Source organism: Actinomadura sp. RB99, from assembly GCF_014706005.1.
In the GTDB taxonomy this organism is placed as follows: Bacteria; Actinomycetota; Actinomycetes; order Streptosporangiales; family Streptosporangiaceae; genus Spirillospora.
Map to the genome: position 1 here is coordinate 1 of NZ_JABMCA010000014.1, position 16,843 is coordinate 16,843.

15 protein-coding genes are annotated in these 16,843 nt (G+C 75.3%); 10 read left to right on the top strand and 5 right to left on the bottom strand.

The genetic code is table 11. The annotated features are described in order from the left end of the window. On the bottom strand, positions 1–2,146 hold a 2,146-nt coding region (locus tag amrb99_RS15230), incomplete at its 3' end, for a hypothetical protein (RefSeq protein ID WP_190856613.1). A gap of 126 nt (positions 2,147–2,272) precedes the next feature. Between amrb99_RS15230 and amrb99_RS15235 the strand changes: the two genes are divergently transcribed. Then, the gene (locus amrb99_RS15235; RefSeq protein WP_190856614.1) at positions 2,273–3,301 is read left to right on the top strand and encodes a DMT family transporter; all 1,029 of its coding nucleotides are present in this window, start codon (positions 2,273–2,275) and stop codon (positions 3,299–3,301) included. 36 nt (positions 3,302–3,337) lie between these two features. On the opposite strand, the gene amrb99_RS15240 is transcribed toward amrb99_RS15235, so the two are convergent. Beyond that, positions 3,338–4,108: an ABC transporter permease gene (locus amrb99_RS15240; protein WP_190856615.1), complete on the bottom strand. Its 771-nt coding sequence runs from the start codon at positions 4,106–4,108 to the stop codon at positions 3,338–3,340. Positions 4,109–4,150: 42 nt separating this feature from the next. Then, positions 4,151–5,098, bottom strand: coding sequence for an ATP-binding cassette domain-containing protein (locus amrb99_RS15245; RefSeq protein ID WP_190856616.1), 948 nt, complete (start codon positions 5,096–5,098; stop codon positions 4,151–4,153). Between the two features lie 99 nt (positions 5,099–5,197). Between amrb99_RS15245 and amrb99_RS15250 the strand changes: the two genes are divergently transcribed. From amrb99_RS15250 to amrb99_RS15260, 3 genes are all read left to right on the top strand, one after another. Beyond that, the gene (locus amrb99_RS15250; RefSeq protein WP_190856617.1) at positions 5,198–5,902 is read left to right on the top strand and encodes a TetR/AcrR family transcriptional regulator; all 705 of its coding nucleotides are present in this window, start codon (positions 5,198–5,200) and stop codon (positions 5,900–5,902) included. 100 nt (positions 5,903–6,002) lie between these two features. Beyond that, complete coding sequence (locus amrb99_RS15255) at positions 6,003–7,415, top strand: VWA domain-containing protein (RefSeq protein ID WP_190856618.1); 1,413 nt, start codon at positions 6,003–6,005, stop codon at positions 7,413–7,415. A gap of 139 nt (positions 7,416–7,554) precedes the next feature. Next, on the top strand, positions 7,555–8,526 hold the full coding sequence (locus amrb99_RS15260; RefSeq protein ID WP_190856619.1) for a DUF6569 family protein: 972 nt from the start codon (positions 7,555–7,557) through the stop codon (positions 8,524–8,526). Positions 8,527–8,724: 198 nt separating this feature from the next. Here the strand turns inward: amrb99_RS15260 and amrb99_RS15265 are convergent, their stop codons facing one another. Continuing rightward, positions 8,725–9,168, bottom strand: a complete 444-nt coding sequence (locus amrb99_RS15265; protein ID WP_190856620.1) for a thioesterase family protein — start codon at positions 9,166–9,168, stop codon at positions 8,725–8,727. 182 nt (positions 9,169–9,350) lie between these two features. Between amrb99_RS15265 and amrb99_RS15270 the strand changes: the two genes are divergently transcribed. Continuing rightward, a complete protein-coding gene (locus tag amrb99_RS15270) occupies positions 9,351–9,710 on the top strand; it encodes a nuclear transport factor 2 family protein (RefSeq protein ID WP_190856621.1) in 360 nt (119 codons plus the stop codon). Positions 9,711–9,834: 124 nt separating this feature from the next. On the opposite strand, the gene amrb99_RS15275 is transcribed toward amrb99_RS15270, so the two are convergent. Then, positions 9,835–10,662, bottom strand: coding sequence for an alpha/beta hydrolase (locus tag amrb99_RS15275; RefSeq protein ID WP_190856622.1), 828 nt, complete (start codon positions 10,660–10,662; stop codon positions 9,835–9,837). A gap of 208 nt (positions 10,663–10,870) precedes the next feature. Here amrb99_RS15275 and amrb99_RS15280 point away from each other — a divergent pair, with 208 nt between their 5' ends. From amrb99_RS15280 to amrb99_RS15300, 5 genes are all read left to right on the top strand, one after another. Continuing rightward, positions 10,871–12,133, top strand: a complete 1,263-nt coding sequence (locus amrb99_RS15280; RefSeq protein WP_206699948.1) for an AI-2E family transporter — start codon at positions 10,871–10,873, stop codon at positions 12,131–12,133. A gap of 78 nt (positions 12,134–12,211) precedes the next feature. Further along, positions 12,212–13,321, top strand: coding sequence for an FtsX-like permease family protein (locus amrb99_RS15285; protein ID WP_190856623.1), 1,110 nt, complete (start codon positions 12,212–12,214; stop codon positions 13,319–13,321). Continuing rightward, positions 13,318–14,004 carry an ABC transporter ATP-binding protein gene (locus amrb99_RS15290; RefSeq protein ID WP_190856624.1) on the top strand — a complete coding sequence of 229 codons (687 nt, stop codon included), beginning with the start codon at positions 13,318–13,320 and terminating at the stop codon, positions 14,002–14,004. The genes amrb99_RS15285 and amrb99_RS15290 overlap by 4 nt, the downstream gene beginning before the upstream one ends. A gap of 36 nt (positions 14,005–14,040) precedes the next feature. Further along, a complete protein-coding gene (locus amrb99_RS15295) occupies positions 14,041–14,613 on the top strand; it encodes a TetR/AcrR family transcriptional regulator (protein WP_190856625.1) in 573 nt (190 codons plus the stop codon). 170 nt (positions 14,614–14,783) lie between these two features. Next, positions 14,784–16,703: a glycoside hydrolase family 3 protein gene (locus amrb99_RS15300; protein WP_206699949.1), complete on the top strand. Its 1,920-nt coding sequence runs from the start codon at positions 14,784–14,786 to the stop codon at positions 16,701–16,703. The last annotated feature ends 140 nt before the right edge of the window (positions 16,704–16,843 follow it).

The following is a 16,843-nucleotide window of genomic DNA, read 5'->3' on the forward strand; positions in this document are numbered from 1 at the left end:
CGCGCGCGAGGAGCGGGGGCTCGTCGTGCGCGTCGCCGACGACGGCCGGGGCCCCTCCGGCGCCGAGCCGGAGGGGTTCGGGATCCTCGGCATGATCGAGCGGGCGCGCAGCGTCGGCGGGCCGCTGGACGGGCTGCTGGGCGGGCGGGGCCGGCGGCATCGGCGCGCCCGGCCACGCCGGGCCCTGGTCGAGCTTGGTGCGGAACGCGTCGGTGTCTAGCTGCGTCGCCGGGGCGTGCACGGCCGGCGGCTCGGGCTCCGAGGGCCACAGCGGCTCGCCCGCCCCGTCCCGCGGAGGCTCCGAAGGCCACCGCGGCTCCTCCGCCGGAGCGGGAGCGGGAGCGGGCGGCGGCTCCGGCGCGGAGTGCGGCGCAGGGGGCGGTGCCGGTTCCTGCTGGGACGCGGCGCGCGCCTCGGGCTCCGGCGCGGCGGGCGGCGGGGGAGGAGGAGGCGGCGCGATCCGCGGGGGCGGGACGTCGGAGGACAGCGGGTTCACCGGCGCCTGCCGCTCCCCGTGCACCGCCGGAGACGGCGCGGGAGACGGCGGCGGAACCGACCCGGCCCCATGCGCCGCAGACGGCGATACCGGGGGCGACATGGGCGGCGGCATCGGCGGGGCCGACGGCGGCTCCACCGGGGCCACGGCCGGCGGCGGCCCCGGCGCCTCCTGCGCGGGCTCCGGCACCGGCGCGACGGCCCGGTCCTCGCCCGAGGACGCCCGCTCGGCGGCCATGTGCGCGCGGGCCGCCTTGATGATGTCCCACGCCGACAGCTCGTCGGTGGACGGCGGGGAGTGCATCGCGGGCGACGTCAGCTCCGCCGCGACCGCCTGCGGCACGGCGAACCCCGACGCCGGCGGCGGCACCTGCGCCAGCCGGCACCACGTCAGCCCGATCGTGTAGGTGGTGGCCAGCAGCGCGGCGAGCGCGTCGGGGTCGTCGCGGCGCAGCGCGTCCGGCAGCCGCCCGTCGCGCGGCCACAGCGCCCGCAGCGGGTTGGCGGGGTCGCCGAGCACCGCCTGCAGCGTGCGGGCGCTGTCGGGGTCCAGCCAGCGCTGCAGCGCCGGCAGCGCGCCCGGCGCGGCCTGCAGGTCGGCGGCCAGCACCGCGATCCCCGCGCGGCGGACCTCGTCGTGGCTGCGGCCGCCGGGCACCGGACGCGGCCCGGTCAGCCCGTGCACGATCTGCTCCAGGTCGTACAGGGCCAGGCGCAGGTACTCGCCGGGCGCGGTGTCGCGGACCATCGGCGTGGCGAACTCGGCGGGGCAGCGGCGCCGCCACTCCTGCACGATCGCCTCCGGCCCGTACCGGACGGTCGCCATGTCCTGGTTGACCATCCGCAGCGACGCCGCGGTGACCGCGGCGAGCGCGTCGGCGCCGGGCCGGAACCGCGGGTCGGTCTGCAGGCCCGCCGCGACCTCGTACATCACCCGCGCGATGTGCGCGGCGCCGCCGCCGTCGCCGGCGCCGAGCCGGTGGATGTAGTAGCCGGCCAGGGTGCCGAAGTCGGGCGGCATCATCCAGTGCAGCCGGTCGGCGGAGGTGGTCAGGAACGGGATGAACGACTCGATCAGCGGGTGCTCGGTCAGCACCACCGGGGAGCCCGCGCACCACAGCAGCGCGCCCCACGCGGCGGCGATGGTGCTGGGCGTGCCGGGCTGGAACATCGGGTCGCGCTGGGCGAACTGCTGCGGGTCGACCGCGAGCGCGGTGGTGATGGCCTGGGAGATCCGCGCGACGACGGCGGTGTCGGGGACGGGCCCGAGGAACCCCAGCGGCGCGACCCGCCCGGCCGACAGGTCGGGGCCGGTCGGGTACAGCTGCGGCGGGACCGGCGGGGTGCCGGCGCCGCGCGGCGCCGGGACGGCGACGCGCCGGTCGGCGTGGTCGGGCGGGGGAGGGCAGGGGAACCAGGCGCCGTCCAGGCCGCACCGGTACCAGCGCCCCCACGCGCCGAACAGCCACCATTCCCCGGCGCCCCACAGCATCCGCGCGGCGATCTGCCCGGCCCGCTCCTGCGGCTGGGCGGTCCGCCACCACGGGGAGGCGACCAGTTCACGCACGTTGCCCTCGACCGCCGCGAACAGGTCCGCGCTCGGGCCGCCTCCCGTCCCGCCGGGTCCCGCCCCGGCCCCCTGCCAGCTCACCCGGCGAATAGTAGTCCTCCCCGGCGGAGTGTCCGGCATGTCGTGTTCTGTCGGTCGCGTTCCACCCTCCCCTTGTAATGAGCGTTATGGCACGATGCTCCTGAACGGTCGAGGGGAGGGGCGGCGATGGGCGTCGACGCGGCGGCGCGCACCCGCGCCCAGGGAGTCGCGCTGGCGGTGTTCTCCTCGGTGTGCTTCGGCGCGTCCGGCCCGTTCGGCAAGGCGCTCATCGAAGGCGGCCTGGACCCGCTGCAGGCCGTGTGGCTGCGCATCACCGTGTCGGCGCTCGCGCTGGTCCCGATCGTGTGCGCCGTGCGGGCCCGGCGCGGCGCGCGCTCCCTGCGCGCGCAACTGCGGCCCCACCTCGGGCGGCTGGCGGCCTACGGGCTGACCGGCGTCGCCGGATGCCAGGCCTGCTACTACCTCGCCGCGTCCCGGCTGCCCGTCGGCGTGGCGATCCTGCTGGAGTTCACCGGGCCGGTCATGGTGCTGGCGTGGCTGCGGCTGGTGCGCCGCGCGCCCGTGCACCGCACCGCCGCCGCCGGCGTCGCGGTCGCCATGGCGGGCCTCGCCCTGGTCGTCCAGGTGTGGACGGGCCTGAGCCTGGACCCGCTCGGGCTGGCCGCCGGGCTCGGCGCCGCCGCCTGCCAGGCCTCCTACTTCCTGCTGGTCGACCGCCTCGCCGGACGCGTCGACCCGCTGGTCATCACCACCGCCGGCAGCGTCGTCGCCGCGGCCGCGCTCGCCGCCCTCGCCGCGCCGTGGGCGCTGCCGTGGCGGGTGCTCGGCGACGCCGTCCCCGTCGCCGGGCGCACCGCGCCCGGCTGGGCGCTGGTCGCCTGGATCGCGCTGGTCAGCACCGTGCTGGCCTACCTGACCGGGATCGCCGGCCTGCACCGGCTGTCCGCGCAGGTCGGCGGCGCCATCTGCTACACCGAGGCGGTCGCCGCCACCCTCATCGCCTGGGCGGCGCTCGGCGAACGCCTCACCGCCGCGCAGACGGCCGGCGGCGCGATCGTCCTGACCGGCGCCTACATCGCCCAGCGCGCCGCCGTCCCACCCGACCGCCCGGCCGCCGCCATCGGGACCAACACCGGAAGCGCGGCCGGTGGCGGCGCGGTGCCCGCGGCCCGGCCCGCCGACGCCCCGAACTGACCTAAGGGCGCCTGCGGCCCGGGCCCGCCGGACGGGTCAGGCGTTCTCCGCGCGGAACCGGCGGGCCCCCAGCCACACCGACACCACCAGCAGCACCACCGCGACCAGCGCGCCCTCGGCGACCGCCGCCGTCGCGTAGTCGCCGAGGAACGCCGCCCGCGCCGCGTCCACCACGTACCGGAACGGGGTGAACCGCGACACCGCGTCCAGCCATCCCGGCGCCAGGCTCATCGGCAGCAGGATCCCCGACAGCAGCATCAGCGGCAGCGTCACCGCCGACAGCAGCGGCGCGAACGCGTCCTCGCTGCGCGTCCGCATCGCCAGCACGTACGACAGCGAGGCGATCGCGACCGCCAGCGACACCACGAACAGCAGCCCGACCGCGATGCCGCCCGCCGGCGCCCGCAGCCCCAGCGCCAGCCCGACCGCCACCAGCAGCACCGCCTGCGCCGCCACGATGACGGTGTCGCGCAGCACCCGCCCCAGCAGCAGCGCGGTCCGGCTCACCGGCGTCACCCGCAGCCGCTCCACCACCCCCGACCGCAGCTCACCGATCAGCCCGAACCCGACGAACCCGGCGCCGAACAGCGCCAGCTGGATCAGCACGCCCGGCACGAACACCTGCCAGGCGTTGCCGGCGCCGAAACCGCGCACGTCCACCAGCCGCGACAGCAGCGGCCCGAACAGCACCAGGTACAGCAGCGGCTGCACCGCGCCGAACACCACCGCGACCTTGCTGCGCAGCGTCTGCCGCAGATACCGGCCGAACACCAGGCGGGTGTCGGCGGCCGTCCGTGCCAAGGACATCGAAGTCCTCCTTCGCTTCTCGGGGGATGGATCCGCCGCCGGTCAGGCGGCGTCGCGCAGGGAACGGCCGGTGACGGTGAGGAACACGTCGTCGAGGCTGGGACGGGACAGGTTCAGCGACGCCAGCTCCACCCCCGCGGCGTCCAGCGCCCGCACCAGGCTCATCAGCTGCCGCTCGCCGTCCTCGACGGTCAGCCGCACGCCGCGGCCGGCGACCACCGCCTCCCGCACCGACGGATGCCGCGACAGCGCCTCGCGCGCCGGCGCGCCGCCCGACGGGTCGGCGAACTCCAGGGTGACCACGTCGCCCGCGACGCGGCGCTTCAGCTCCGCGGGCGTGCCCGCGGCGACGATCCGTCCCCGGTCGATGATCAGCAGCCTGTCGCACAGCGCGTCCGCCTCGTCCAGGTAGTGCGTTGTCAGGAACACCGTCGTGCCGTCCCCGGCGCGCAACGAGCGGACGTGCTCCCACAGGTTCCCGCGGCTCTGCGGGTCCAGGCCCGTCGTCGGCTCGTCCAGGAACAGCAGCGGCGGCCGGTGCACCAGCCCCAGCGCGATGTCCAGGCGCCGCCGCTGACCGCCCGACAGCGCCCCGCACGGCCGCCCCCGCAGACCCTCCAGCTCCAGCCGCGCGCACAGCTCGCCGATCCGCGCGGCGCGGTCCCGCACCCCGTACAGGCGGGCCTGCAGGTCCAGCTCCTCGCCGACCGGGACCGACGGGTCGGTGCCGCCGCCCTGCGCGACGTAGCCGATGCGGCGCCGCACCCCGCCCGGATCGGCGCGCAGGTCGCGCCCCGCGACGGTCGCGGTGCCCGCGGTCGGCGCCAGCAGCGTCGTCAGCATCCGCAGCGTGGTGGTCTTCCCGGCGCCGTTGGGGCCGAGGAACCCGACGATCTCGCCGGGCGCCACGGACAGGTCCACGCCGCGCACGGCCTCGACCGTCCCGTGCCTGCCGGTGAAGGTGCGGGCGAGCCCGCGTGCCTCGATCACGATGACCTCCGATGGGGGAACGACTCGCCCAGTAGAGTAACCACAAAGTTTCAGTGACACCAAGTTTTCAGTCGCACCAGCGAAGGTAGGATTCCGGGCATGGGCAAGGAGATCGACCGGCGGCCCGGACCCGAGCCGGGGCCGCGCGAGCGCAAGAAGCGCGAGACCCGCCGCCGCATCGCCGACATCGCCACCGGGCTGTTCATCACCCGCGGCTTCGACAACGTCACCGTCGCCGACGTCGCCCGCACCGCCGACGTGTCGGTCAACACGGTCTTCAACTACTTCAGGACCAAGGAGGACCTGTTCTTCGACCGCCAGGGCGAGATGATCGAGGCCGCCGGGCAGGCGTTCCGCGACCGCCGCCCCGGCGAGGGCGTCGTCGCGGCGTTCCGCCGCCGCTTCTTCGAGGGCCTGGACGAGGGCGACTACCGGACCGCCTTCCACGAGGGCTCCGAGGTCTGGCTGAAGACCGTCCACGACAGCCCCGCCCTCACCGCCCGCATGCGCGAACTCGGCGAGCAGCTGAAGGACGCCCTCGCCGGCGTCCTCGCCGAGGAGACCGGCGCCGGCCCCGACGACATCACCCCCCGCGCCGCCGCCGCGATGATCTACGCCGCCCAGGGCGTCCTCATCGAGGAGATCGCCGCCCGCAAACGCGCCGGCGAGACCCTCAAGGAGATGCGCGACGACGTCTACGCCTCCGCCGCCCGCGTCTTCGGCATGCTGGAGCACGGCATCGGCGACTACGCCCCCAAACCCGCATCCGCCGACACCGTTACACGGCCCGGCGAGGACGCATAGCGCGGCACCAACGCAGGGATCGGGCCGCCGCCGCCGGAAAAATGAGTGTCGAGGCACTCCGCGGCGTTCCTAAAATCCATGATTGCGGAGGCGATCAATCATGGACACCCCCACGCTCCTTGCCCACCTGCAGACCCACGACACCCCGCTCACCCTGCCCCGGGGCGGCACCCTGCGCTGGGACGACGCGGACCTGCACCGCGCCGCCCACGCCGCCGGCCCCGAGCACTACGCGCTGCTGGCCCTCGCCCCCGGCGCGCTGCCCTGGCAGCGCGCCCGCGTCCTGCTGCAGACCCTCGCCGCCTCCCAGGCCGGTCTCGACGACGCCACCCGCGACACCCTCGCGCGCCTCGCCCGCGTCCTGACGCTGGCGCTGCCGCCCGCGCACGTCATCACCGTCCTGCTCGCGCTGCGCCGGCTGCGCGCCAACCACAAGCACACCACCCGCACCGTGCTGCGGTTCGTGCTGGAGCACCCCGACGCCGACGCGCTCATCGCGGCCCGCCGCCCCGCCCTGCTCGACTGCTTCGAGCACGCGCTCGGCAAGACCGCCGCCCGCGGCTGCGCCCGCCGCATCGACGACGGCGACACCGCCTCGGACTACCTGCGCCGCCGCCTGCTGCGCTTCCTCGCCGTCCCCGCCGCCGCGCCCGCCCGCGTCCAGGCCCTCTACGCCGCACCGCCCACCGCCACCACCGGCGGCCTCACCGGAACCGGAACCGCGGCGGGCACCGGAACCACGCCCGGCACGGCGACCGGCACGGCGACCGGCCCGGTGCGGGCACTGCCCGACGAGCCCGCCCTCACCCTCGACCCCGCCCGCGAACAGCCCGCGACCGTCACCGCCACCAACCGCGGCCACATCGCCGCCACCCTGGTCCACCTGTACCGGGGCGGCCCCGCCGAGGACCTGTACGCCGCGCTCGGCCGCTACGTCGACGACGCCGCCCGCGCCTACCCCCGCTTCGCCGGGACCGTCGCGCTCGTCCTGGACGCCTCGGCGTCCATGCGCGGCTACGGCGAACGCGAATGGGCCGTGCTGTCGCAGGCCGCCGCGCTGCGGATGCTGCTGTCGCGCGTCTGCGACCGGCTCGAGGTCGTCGAGGTCGGCGGCGACGAACGCGCCCCCCGCGGCGCCACCGACCTCGCCACCGGCGTCCTGGACGCCCTCGCCGCCGGACCCGACCTGGTCGCCGTCGTCTCCGACGGCTACGAGAACCGGTTCCCCGGCGACCTCGCCCGCGTCGCCGCGACCCTCCCGCGCGCCGGCGTCACCACCCCCGTGGTGTTCTGCCACGCCCTGTTCACCGCCGCCGACGACCTGACCCTGCGCCGACCCGCACCGTCCCTGCCGCAGCGCGGGTTCTGGCACCAGGACGACTTCACCACCCTGCTGCCCTGGATGTTCGCGCACTGCCCCGCGGGCCGCCCCTGGCTGCGCGCCGCCCTGCACGACCGCCTGGACGCCCTGGACCGGCAGGCCGCCGACCTCACCACCGCCCTCGCCGCCTGAACCGCCCCCCGAACCACCCGAACCACCCCCGGCCCGGAGGCCGCGCACGCCCTTGAGCGCGCTGCGCGCGCCTTGTACGCCGCCCGCGCGCGATTTCGGGGGAGCGGCCCTCGGCCGGCACGAACGAAAGGAGCACCGCATGACCGAGATGACGGCGCTCGACACCCTGCTGCCCGGCCCGCTCAGCCTCGCCGGGCACCGCCTCGGCACCCCGCAGCAGGCCGGCGCGCTCACCATGGTGCCGGTCTCCGGCCCCGCACGCCCCGGCTTCGTCCCGCCCCGCACCGGGCTGAAGCTGTCGCGCGTCACCGGCTACGGACGCCTCGAACTGCGCAACGGCGCCGCCGACGGCGTCGCGATCGTCCCCCTGCACATCGGCTACGTCCAGGACGCCGCCCAGAACCACGCGCTGTGCCGGTCGGCGTTCCTGGCCCCCGGCCAGAGCCTGCTGTTCGAGGACGCCTGCTGCGTCCAGCAGACCCAGGGCGGCTACCTCACCGGACGCGACCAGTGGTTCTTCGTGCTCCCCGGCGAACTGCGCGCCCGCGCCCTCGAACTGCGCGACGTCCGCGGCTACGCCAAGCTGTGGGACGACATCGCCGAGCTCAACCACCGCTGCGGGCTGCCCCGCCGCGGCCACCTCGAGCAGATCCTGTCCCGCAAGCGGCCCGTCCTCACCCAGTTCCAGAGCCGCCTGGAACCCCAGCCCGGACAGGTCGGCGCACTGTTCCTGGTCGCCGGGCGCTTCGCCGGCCTGGAGATCTGCCCCGACCCGCGCTACTTCGCCGAGATGTGGCCCGCCCTGGCCTGCTTCGCCTACGGCGTCGCCGCCTGGCGCGCCGAACCCGCGCCCGCCCCCGCCGTCCCCTACGACGCCGGCTCCCTCGCCGAACTGCGCGGCGCCCTGGACCGCGACCGCGCCGCCCGCCTCACCGACATCGCCCGCCGGCTCACCGCCGCGGGCCCCGCCGAACTCCGCGACCCCGTCCAGATACGGGAGGAGGAACGCTACCTGGACCTGCGGCTGTCCACCGTGACCGGCCCGCACCTGGCCGGGCAGGTCGTCACCGACGGCGGCCGCGCCGTCTACGCCTCCCTGTTCGCCCGCTGACCGACCGCTCCGCCCCCGCGGACCCGGCCCGCGGGCGGCACCCGCACGGGCCCGCCCGGAACGGCCCCGCAAAAGGGGTTGCCCCGGGCGGCCCCCACCCAGTTGAATCGGACCCACGGGAACTGAGCCGGACCCATCAGGCGATAACCCGGATTCCAAATTCGGATCTCGCACGACGCTCGACACGTCGCAAAGCGATCACGAGCCTGACCCGGTGCCGGCCGCCTGTCCCGTCTCCTCCAGGTAGGGCGCGAGCGCCGCCCGCACGTCCCCCGGCATCTCCCGCTTGGACTTGGAGCGCGGGTCGACGAACACGTGCCGGACCTCGCCGTCGGCCATCAGCCGCCCGCCCACCACGAACCGCGGACGCACCACCATGCTCGTCGTCCCCAGGTGCGCGACCGGCATCTCCACGTCCACCAGGTCGTCGAACCGCGCGCCCTCCCGGTACCGGATCCGCGCCTCCGCCACCACCAGGTCGTAGCCCGCGCCCACCATCTCGTCCGGCCCGCACACCGCCGCCCGCCAGAACTCCGTGAGCGCCACGTCGTAGAAGAACAGGTAGTGGCCGTTGAACACCACGCCCTGCTGGTCGCACTCGCTGTACCGCACCCGCAGCTGATGACTGAAGATCTGCCCCATACCGCCACATCCTGCCGCACCGCGCGGCACCGGCGGGCGGTGGCGCCTCACCGGGAACCGGCGTCCCGATCCTCGGCAGCCATAACCAGAGCTTCTGGATAGCAGAAGAATCATCTGTTGGACTTCTGCACTGCGAGTGACCAGCATGGGAGGTGACACACCAGCCCACCAGGGAGGACACCATGGACGAGAAGGCCATGCGCCCCGAGGACATCACCCGCCTGTTCGTCGAGCGCTCCAACGCCGGCGACGCCGCCGGGGTCGCCGCGCTCTACGAGGAGGACGCCGTGCTGGCCTACCCGCCCGGCGCGCAGACCGTCGGCCGCGACGCGATCCGCGCGCTGTGGGAGAAGGTGCTCGCCGGGCGCCCGCACTTCGAGCCCGAGGAGCCGCTGCCCACCCTCGTCAGCGGCGACCTCGCGCTCACCTCCACCCCGCCCAAGGACGGCGCCGGCGCCCGCGCGCAGGTCGCCCGCCGCCAGCCCGACGGCAGCTGGCTCCGCGTCCTCGACCAGCCCGAGTTCGTGCCCCCCGGCCGCTGACGAGCCCCGCCGCCGACGGGCCTGCCCGTGCCCAGGCCCTGCGTGGACGCCCGCGCCGGGCAAGCGCGGGCGCGGGCGCCGCGGCCGCGATGCCGAGAAGCCCAGGCCGAGAAGCTCAGCAGGCTCAGGAGGCCAGGAACTCCAGCAGGTCCCGGTTGAAGCGCTCCTTGTCGCCCGGCACCATCGCGATGCCGTGCGAGCCGCCCTCGTAGACCTTCAGCGTCGCGTCCGGGATGATCTGCGCGGACTTGCGGCCGGTCGCGTCGATCGGGACGATCTGGTCGTCGTCGCCGTGCACGACCAGCGTCGGCACGTCGAACTTCTTCAGGTCGTCGGTGAAGTCGGTCTCCGCGAACGCCGTCGTGCAGTCCACGCCCGCCTTGATGCTCTCGTGCATCGCCATGAACCAGAACGCGTCCCGGTTGCCCTGCGTCACCTTGTTGCCCGGGCGGTTCGCGCCGAAGAACGCCTCCGAGCTGTCCTTCCAGAACTGCGACCGCTCCTTCAGGATCCCGGCCTTGATGTCCTCGAACACCTGCGCCGGGACGCCCTCGGGATTGGCGTCGGTCTTCAGCATCAGCGGCGGGATCGCCGACAGCAGCACCGCCTTGGAGACCCGGCCCGTGCCGTGCCGGCCGATGTAGCGGGCCAGCTCCCCGCCGCCCATCGAGTGCGCCACCAGCGTGACGTCCCGCAGGTCGAGGGCGCCGAGCAGGTCGGCGAGGTCGTCGGCGAAGGTGTCGAAGTCGTAGCCGTCCCACGGCTGCGACGAGCGGCCGTGCCCGCGCCGGTCGTGGGCGATGCCGCGGTACCCGGCGTCGGCCACCGCCTTCATCTGGTCCTCCCACGCGTCGGCGTTCAGCGGCCAGCCGTGGATGAACACCACCGGGGCGCCCGAGCCCCAGTCCTTGTAGTAGATCTCGTTGCCGTCGCGCGTCGTGACGAACCCCATCCCGTGAACCCCCAGAAGTATCGGTGCGTTCCGCGGGGCGTTCCCGGGCACGCGCGCCGCTACCCGGATCGCGGGGCAAGGCAGGGTCGACCTTTCTTTGCACGCCCGCCCCGCGAGCACCGCGCCCGCCAGGCGCGGCGGCTGAAGTCTCGGCAAAGGCGGGCGCGTGCGGCGGGGAACGGGCCATGCGCGCGGCTAGCGTGCGGCCATGCCGCAGACGCCCGGCGACAGGCCCGCGTACGAGCCCGCCGACGTCCCGCCCGACGCGGCGTCCCCACCGCCCGCGCCTCCCGGCGCGGCTCCGGCCGGGACCGGCGGGGCCGGCTCGCGGCGGATGCCGCCGTGGCTGCCCCGGGCGTTCGCGCTCGGGGGCGTGATCACGCTGGCGTTCCTGGCGCTGCTGTGGCTGCTGGCACGGCTGCGCGGCCTGCTGCTGCTCGTGCTGGTCTCGCTGTTCCTGGCGTTCGCGATCGAACCCGCGGTGAACCGGCTGGCGGCCCGCGGATGGCGGCGCGGCGCCGCCACCGGGCTGATGTTCGTGGTGATCGCCGTGCTGCTCGCCGCCTTCGTCGGCGGCATCGGATCCCTGCTGGCCACCCAGACCAGCCACCTGATCAACGGGTTCCCCGGCTACGTCCGGCACGTTATCGACTGGGTCAACGCCACCTTCGGCACCCGCCTGTCGCGCGACACCCTGTTCCAGCGGCTCCCGACGGTGACGGGCACGCTGTCGCGGCACGTGTCGGGCCTCGCGCAGAACGTGTGGGGGATCGGCACCACCGCCTTCGGAGTGATCTTCAAGGCGCTCGGGGTGCTGCTGTTCACCTTCTACCTGTCGGTGCAGGGCCCGCAGCTGCGCCGGACGGTGTGCTCGCTGCTGCCGCCGCACCGGCAGCGCGCGGTGCTGCGGGCCTGGGAGATCGCGATCGACAAGACCGGCGGCTACATCTACTCGCGCGCGCTGCTGGCGCTGATCTCCGCCGTCGCGCACTACATCGCGCTCGCCGGCCTCGGAGTGCCGTACGCGGTGACGCTGGCGCTGTGGGTGGGGGTGGTGTCGCAGTTCATCCCGGCGGTCGGCACCTACCTGGCGGGCGCGGTGCCGGTGCTGATCGCGCTGACCCGCTCGCCGTCGACGGCGCTGTGGATCCTGCTGTTCATCATCGCCTACCAGCAGATCGAGAACTACCTGCTGCAGCCCCGCATCACCGCCCGGACGCTGGACATGCACCCCGCCGTCGCGTTCGGCCTGGTGCTGGCCGGGGTCGCGGTCGCCGGACCGGTCGGGGCGCTGGTGGCGCTGCCGTTCGGCGCGAGCGTGCAGGCGTTCGCCGGCGCCTACGTCCGCCGCTACGAGGTGGAGGAGCACCCGCTGACCCGGACGATGCCGCCCCGGCGCGAGCGGCGCGCCTCGCGGCGCGCACCGCGGTGGGCACGGCGGTGGCTCGGGCGGCTCCGGCGCCGGAAGTGACCCCGCTTTTGGCGACATCGTGTCGCCATCATAAGGTTGGCGACACACTGTCGCCAACTATCCCTCCGGAGCCCCTCCGTGTTCCTCGCCCTCCGCGACCTGCGGTTCGCCCGCGGCCGCTTCCTGCTGATGGGCACCGTGATCGCGCTGATCTCGGTGCTCGCCGCCGTCCTCACCGGCCTGTCGTCCGGGCTCGTCGGCGACGGCGTGTCCGCGCTGCGCGCCATGCCCGTCACCCACTTCGCCTTCCAGCGCGGCGTCGAGGGGGACCTGTACTCGCGCAGCACCGTCCCCGCCGGCGACGCCGCCGCCTGGGCGGCGCGGCCCGGCGTCCGCAGAGCCGCCGCCTACGGCAACCAGCTCGCCCACGCCAAGAACGCCCGCACCGGCCGGGACCTCGACATCGCCGTGTTCGGCATGGAACCCGGCTCCTTCATCGCGCCCCGCCCCGCCGCCGGCCGCGCGCTCGGCTCCGTCCCCGACGGCGTGTTGATCTCCGCCCGCCTCGCCGACGACGGCGTCCGGATCGGCGACACCCTCCGCGTCGAGCGCAGCGGCGCCGCGCTGCCCGTCATCGGCACCGTCGGCGACCGGTCCTTCACCCACGTCGCCGTCGTCTACGCGCCGCTGCGCACCTGGCAGCGCGTCCACTACGGCCTGCCCGGCACGCCGCCCGCGCAGGCCTACCAGCAGGCCACCGCGATCGCCCTGGACGCCGCGCCCTCGGTCGCCGGCGGCGGGGACGCGCAGGTCCTCACCAAGGAGAAGTCCTACTCCGCCTCGCCCGGATTCGCCGCCGAGACCGCCACCATGACGCTGATCAAGGTGTTCCTGTACCTGATCTCGATGCTGGTCGTCGCCGCGTTCTTCGTCGTGTGGACCGTCCAGCGCCGAGGGGAGATCGCCCTGGTCCGGGCGCTCGGCGGATCCGCCTGGTACCTGGCGCGCGACGCCGTCGCGCAGGTGCTGGTCGTGCTGGTGTCGGCCACCGCCGTCGGCACCGCGGCCGGCGTCGGCATCACCGCCGGGCTGCACGCCGCGTCCCGCACCGTCCCCATCGCCCTGGAGGCCGCGCCGCTGGCGACCGCCGCCGGGCTGCTGATCGTCCTCGGCGTGCTCGGCACCGTCGCCGCCCTGCGCCGCGTCACCTCCGTCGACCCGCTCACCGCCCTGGGAGGCCACCGATGACCGCCACCGCGACCCGCACCGGGCTCACCCTGTCCGGCGTCACCCTGCGCTACGGCGCCGGCGACACCCTCGTCACCGCCCTCGACGGCGTCGACCTCACCGTCGGGGCAGGCGAGGTCGTCGCCGTCGCCGGCCCCTCCGGCTCGGGCAAGTCCAGCCTCCTCGCCGTCGCCGGCGCGCTGATCACCCCCACCGAGGGCACCGTCGCCGTCGGCGGCACCGACGTCACCGCCGCCGCCCCCGCGCGCCGCACCGCACTGCGCCGCACCGGCATCGGCTACGTGTTCCAGTCCGCCAACCTGCTGCCCTCCCTCACCGCCCGCGACCAGCTGCTGCTCGTCGCGCACCTGGGCGGGCGCGTCACCCGCGAGCACCGCGACCGCGCCGCCGAACTGCTGGACGCCGTCGGGATGACCGCCAAGGCGCACCGCCGCCCCCACGAGCTGTCGGGCGGCGAACGCCAGCGCGTCGGCATCGCCCGCGCCCTGATGAACCGGCCCGCGCTGCTGCTGGCCGACGAGCCCACCGCCGCCCTCGACCAGCACCGCGCCCGCGACATCGTCGCGCTGCTGGCCGAGCAGGCCCACCGGCGCGGCACCGCCACCGTCCTGGTCACCCACGACGAGGGCCTGCTCGGCACCGCCGACCGCGTCGTGCGCATCCGGGACGGCAGAATGAACTAGCCGCGCCCGCACCTCCCCGCCGCGGAAGGAGACCGCATGCCGAGGATCACCGCCCCGACCGTCGCCGAGCACCGCGCCCGCAGGCACACCGCCCTGCAGGCCGCCGCCCGCGACATCCTGCTCGCCGACGGCGCGCAGGCGGTGACCCCGGCGTCGGTCGGCGCCCGCGCCGGCCTCGCCCGCTCCAGCGTCTACAAGTACTACGGCTCCACCGGCGACATCCTCGCCCAGCTCGCCGCCGACGTCTTCGCCGACTGGACGGACCGGCTGCGCACCGCCACCGCCGCCGCCGAACCGGACGGCCCCGCCGCGCGCATCGCCGCCTACGTCCGCGGCCACCTGGAGTTCGCCCGCAGCGACGACCGCCGCGTCACCGACGCCATCGCCGCCGCCGGGCTGCCCCCCGCCTGCCTGGACTGGCTCGCCGACCGGCAGCGCGCCCTCACCGCGCCGCTGCGCGAGGCGCTCGCCGACCGCGGCGACCCCGACCCCGACGCCACCGCCGCCCTCATCCTCGGCACCCTCGACGGCGCCGCCCGCCTCATCGACGCCGGACGCGACCCCGCCGCCGTCACCGACGCCGCCCTCGCCTTCATCACCCGCCCCTGACCCGCCGAGCCCCGTCACCCGCCCGGCGCGGCGGACGCGCCCCCCTTTACCCGCAGCAGGACGGACCCGGACCACATCGTCGACCATTGCCGTGGACGAGCCCGCCCCACCGGGTTAGCGTGCCAGCAGAACCTTGATCAATTAGCAGCTCGGGGGCGGAGGGAGCCGTCATGCACCTGCCCCGTACGCACCGTCCTCCCCGGCCCCCCGAGAGCGCGCCCCGCATCCGCGCGCTCAGCATCCGCGCGCCCGGCATGGGCCGCGCCCGCCGCGCCGTCGCGGGACTGGCCGCCGGAGCGCTCGCCGCCACCGCGCTCACCGCGCCCGCCGCCCACGCCCAGACCACCGGACGCGACGCCGGCAAGGACCCCGCCCTCGTGCGGCTGCTGCGCTCGATGAGCCTGCAGGACAAGGCCGCCCAGCTGTTCGTCCTGCAGGTCTACGGAAAGAGCGCCGACACCGCCGACCCCGCCGACGTCGCCGCCAACCGGAAGCTGTACGGCGTCGACAACGCCGCGCAGATCGTCGCCCGCTACCACCCCGGCGGATTCATCTACTACGCCAACAACGTCGCCGACCCCGCGCAGCTCGCCGGGTTCTCCAACGGCATCCAGCGCGCCGCGATGGCCCAGCCGCACCGCGTCCCCGAGACCATCGCCACCGACCAGGAGGGCGGCATCGTCGCGCGCGTCCAGCCGCCCGCCACCCAGTCGCCCGGCAGCATGGCGCTGGCCGCCGGACGCAGCACCGGCGACGCCGGAGCGCTCGCCCGCATCACCGGACGGGAACTGCGCGCCATCGGCGTGAACCAGGACTACGCGCCCGACGCCGACGTCAACGTCAACCCCGCCAACCCCGTCATCGGCGTCCGCTCCTTCGGCTCCGACCCGGCACTGGTGTCGTCCATGGTCACCGCGCAGCTGCGCGGCTACCGGGACGGGGGAGTGACCGCCACCGCCAAGCACTTCCCCGGGCACGGCGACACCACCACCGACAGCCACACCGGCGTCCCCCGCATCGGCCACACCCGCGCCCAGTGGGAGACGCTCGACCTGCCGCCCTTCCGCGCCGCGATCGCCGCCGGCGCCGAGGCCATCATGACCGCGCACATCATCGTGCCGGCCCTCGACCCCTCAGAGGACCCCGCCACCCTGTCCAAGCCGATCCTCACCGGCATCCTGCGCGACCAGCTGCACTACCGCGGCGTCATCGTCACCGACGCCCTCGACATGCAGGGGGTCCGCGACAAGTACGGCGACGAGCGCATCCCCGTCCTCGCCCTCAAGGCCGGCGCCGACGTGCTCCTCAAACCACCCGCCGACGCCTCCGGGAACGGCGTGTTCGCCCGCCAGCTCGCCGCCGTCGTCGACGCCGTCAAGACCGGCGAGATCAGCGAACAGCGCCTCGACGCGTCGGTGTACCGGGTGCTGGCCCTCAAGAAGAAGCGCGGCCTGTTCCGCAGCCCCTACGCCGACACCTCCAGGGTCGGCCGGACCGTCGGCACCCCCGCGCACCTGGCCGCCGCGCAGCGCGCCGCCGACCGCACCACCACCCTGATCAAGAACGACGCCGGACTGCTCCCGCTGACGACCGGCCCCCGCAAGGTCCTCATCGCCGGATGGGGCACCGCCTCCACCACCGCCGGCCTCGCCACCGGCATCGCCGGGCACGGCGCCGCCACCACCGTCCGCAGCACCGGCCTCAGCCCCACCCCCGCGCAGATCGACGACACCGTGGCCGCCGCCAAGGACCAGGACCTCGTCGTCGCCGTCACCAACCGCGCCTGGGACGTCAGCACCGAACCCGGCCACCAGGGCCCCGGGCAGACGAACCTCGTCAAGGCTCTGGTCGCCACCGGCAAGCCCGTCGTCGTCATCGCCGTCCGCGACCCCTACGACATCGCCTACTTCCCCGAGGCCGCCACCTACCTGGCCACCTACTCCTACACCGCCGAAGCGCTGCGCTCGGCCGTCAAGACCCTGTTCGGCGAGAACGACCCGCAGGGCAGGCTGCCCGTCGCCATCCCCACCCGCGACGACCCCGGCACCGCCCTGTACCCCTTCGGCCACGGCCTCACCTACCAGCACTGACCCTCGGACGCGGCCCCGGCTCGGGGCGCCCGGGCCCAACGGCGACGGCCCGGTTCCGGGGACGACAGCCGCAGTCGTCCCCGGAACCGGGCCGGGTTCAGCCTCTGCTCCTCACGCGGCCCCGCCACAGCGTCAGGGCC

Excerpts from the sequence above, each read along its gene's own strand:
- amrb99_RS15280 (WP_206699948.1), top strand. The coding sequence starts at position 10,871 with ATGCCGCAGACGCCCGGCGACAGGCCCGCGTACGAGCCCGCCGACGTC.
- amrb99_RS15290 (WP_190856624.1), top strand. The coding sequence starts at position 13,318 with ATGACCGCCACCGCGACCCGCACCGGGCTCACCCTGTCCGGCGTCACC.
- amrb99_RS15265 (WP_190856620.1), bottom strand. The coding sequence starts at position 9,168 with ATGGGGCAGATCTTCAGTCATCAGCTGCGGGTGCGGTACAGCGAGTGC.
- amrb99_RS15240 (WP_190856615.1), bottom strand. The coding sequence starts at position 4,108 with ATGTCCTTGGCACGGACGGCCGCCGACACCCGCCTGGTGTTCGGCCGG.
- amrb99_RS15270 (WP_190856621.1), top strand. The coding sequence starts at position 9,351 with ATGGACGAGAAGGCCATGCGCCCCGAGGACATCACCCGCCTGTTCGTC.
- amrb99_RS15255 (WP_190856618.1), top strand. The coding sequence starts at position 6,003 with ATGGACACCCCCACGCTCCTTGCCCACCTGCAGACCCACGACACCCCG.
- amrb99_RS15275 (WP_190856622.1), bottom strand. The coding sequence starts at position 10,662 with ATGGGGTTCGTCACGACGCGCGACGGCAACGAGATCTACTACAAGGAC.
- amrb99_RS15250 (WP_190856617.1), top strand. The coding sequence starts at position 5,198 with ATGGGCAAGGAGATCGACCGGCGGCCCGGACCCGAGCCGGGGCCGCGC.
- amrb99_RS15295 (WP_190856625.1), top strand. The coding sequence starts at position 14,041 with ATGCCGAGGATCACCGCCCCGACCGTCGCCGAGCACCGCGCCCGCAGG.
- amrb99_RS15260 (WP_190856619.1), top strand. The coding sequence starts at position 7,555 with ATGACCGAGATGACGGCGCTCGACACCCTGCTGCCCGGCCCGCTCAGC.
- amrb99_RS15235 (WP_190856614.1), top strand. The coding sequence starts at position 2,273 with ATGGGCGTCGACGCGGCGGCGCGCACCCGCGCCCAGGGAGTCGCGCTG.
- amrb99_RS15300 (WP_206699949.1), top strand. The coding sequence starts at position 14,784 with ATGCACCTGCCCCGTACGCACCGTCCTCCCCGGCCCCCCGAGAGCGCG.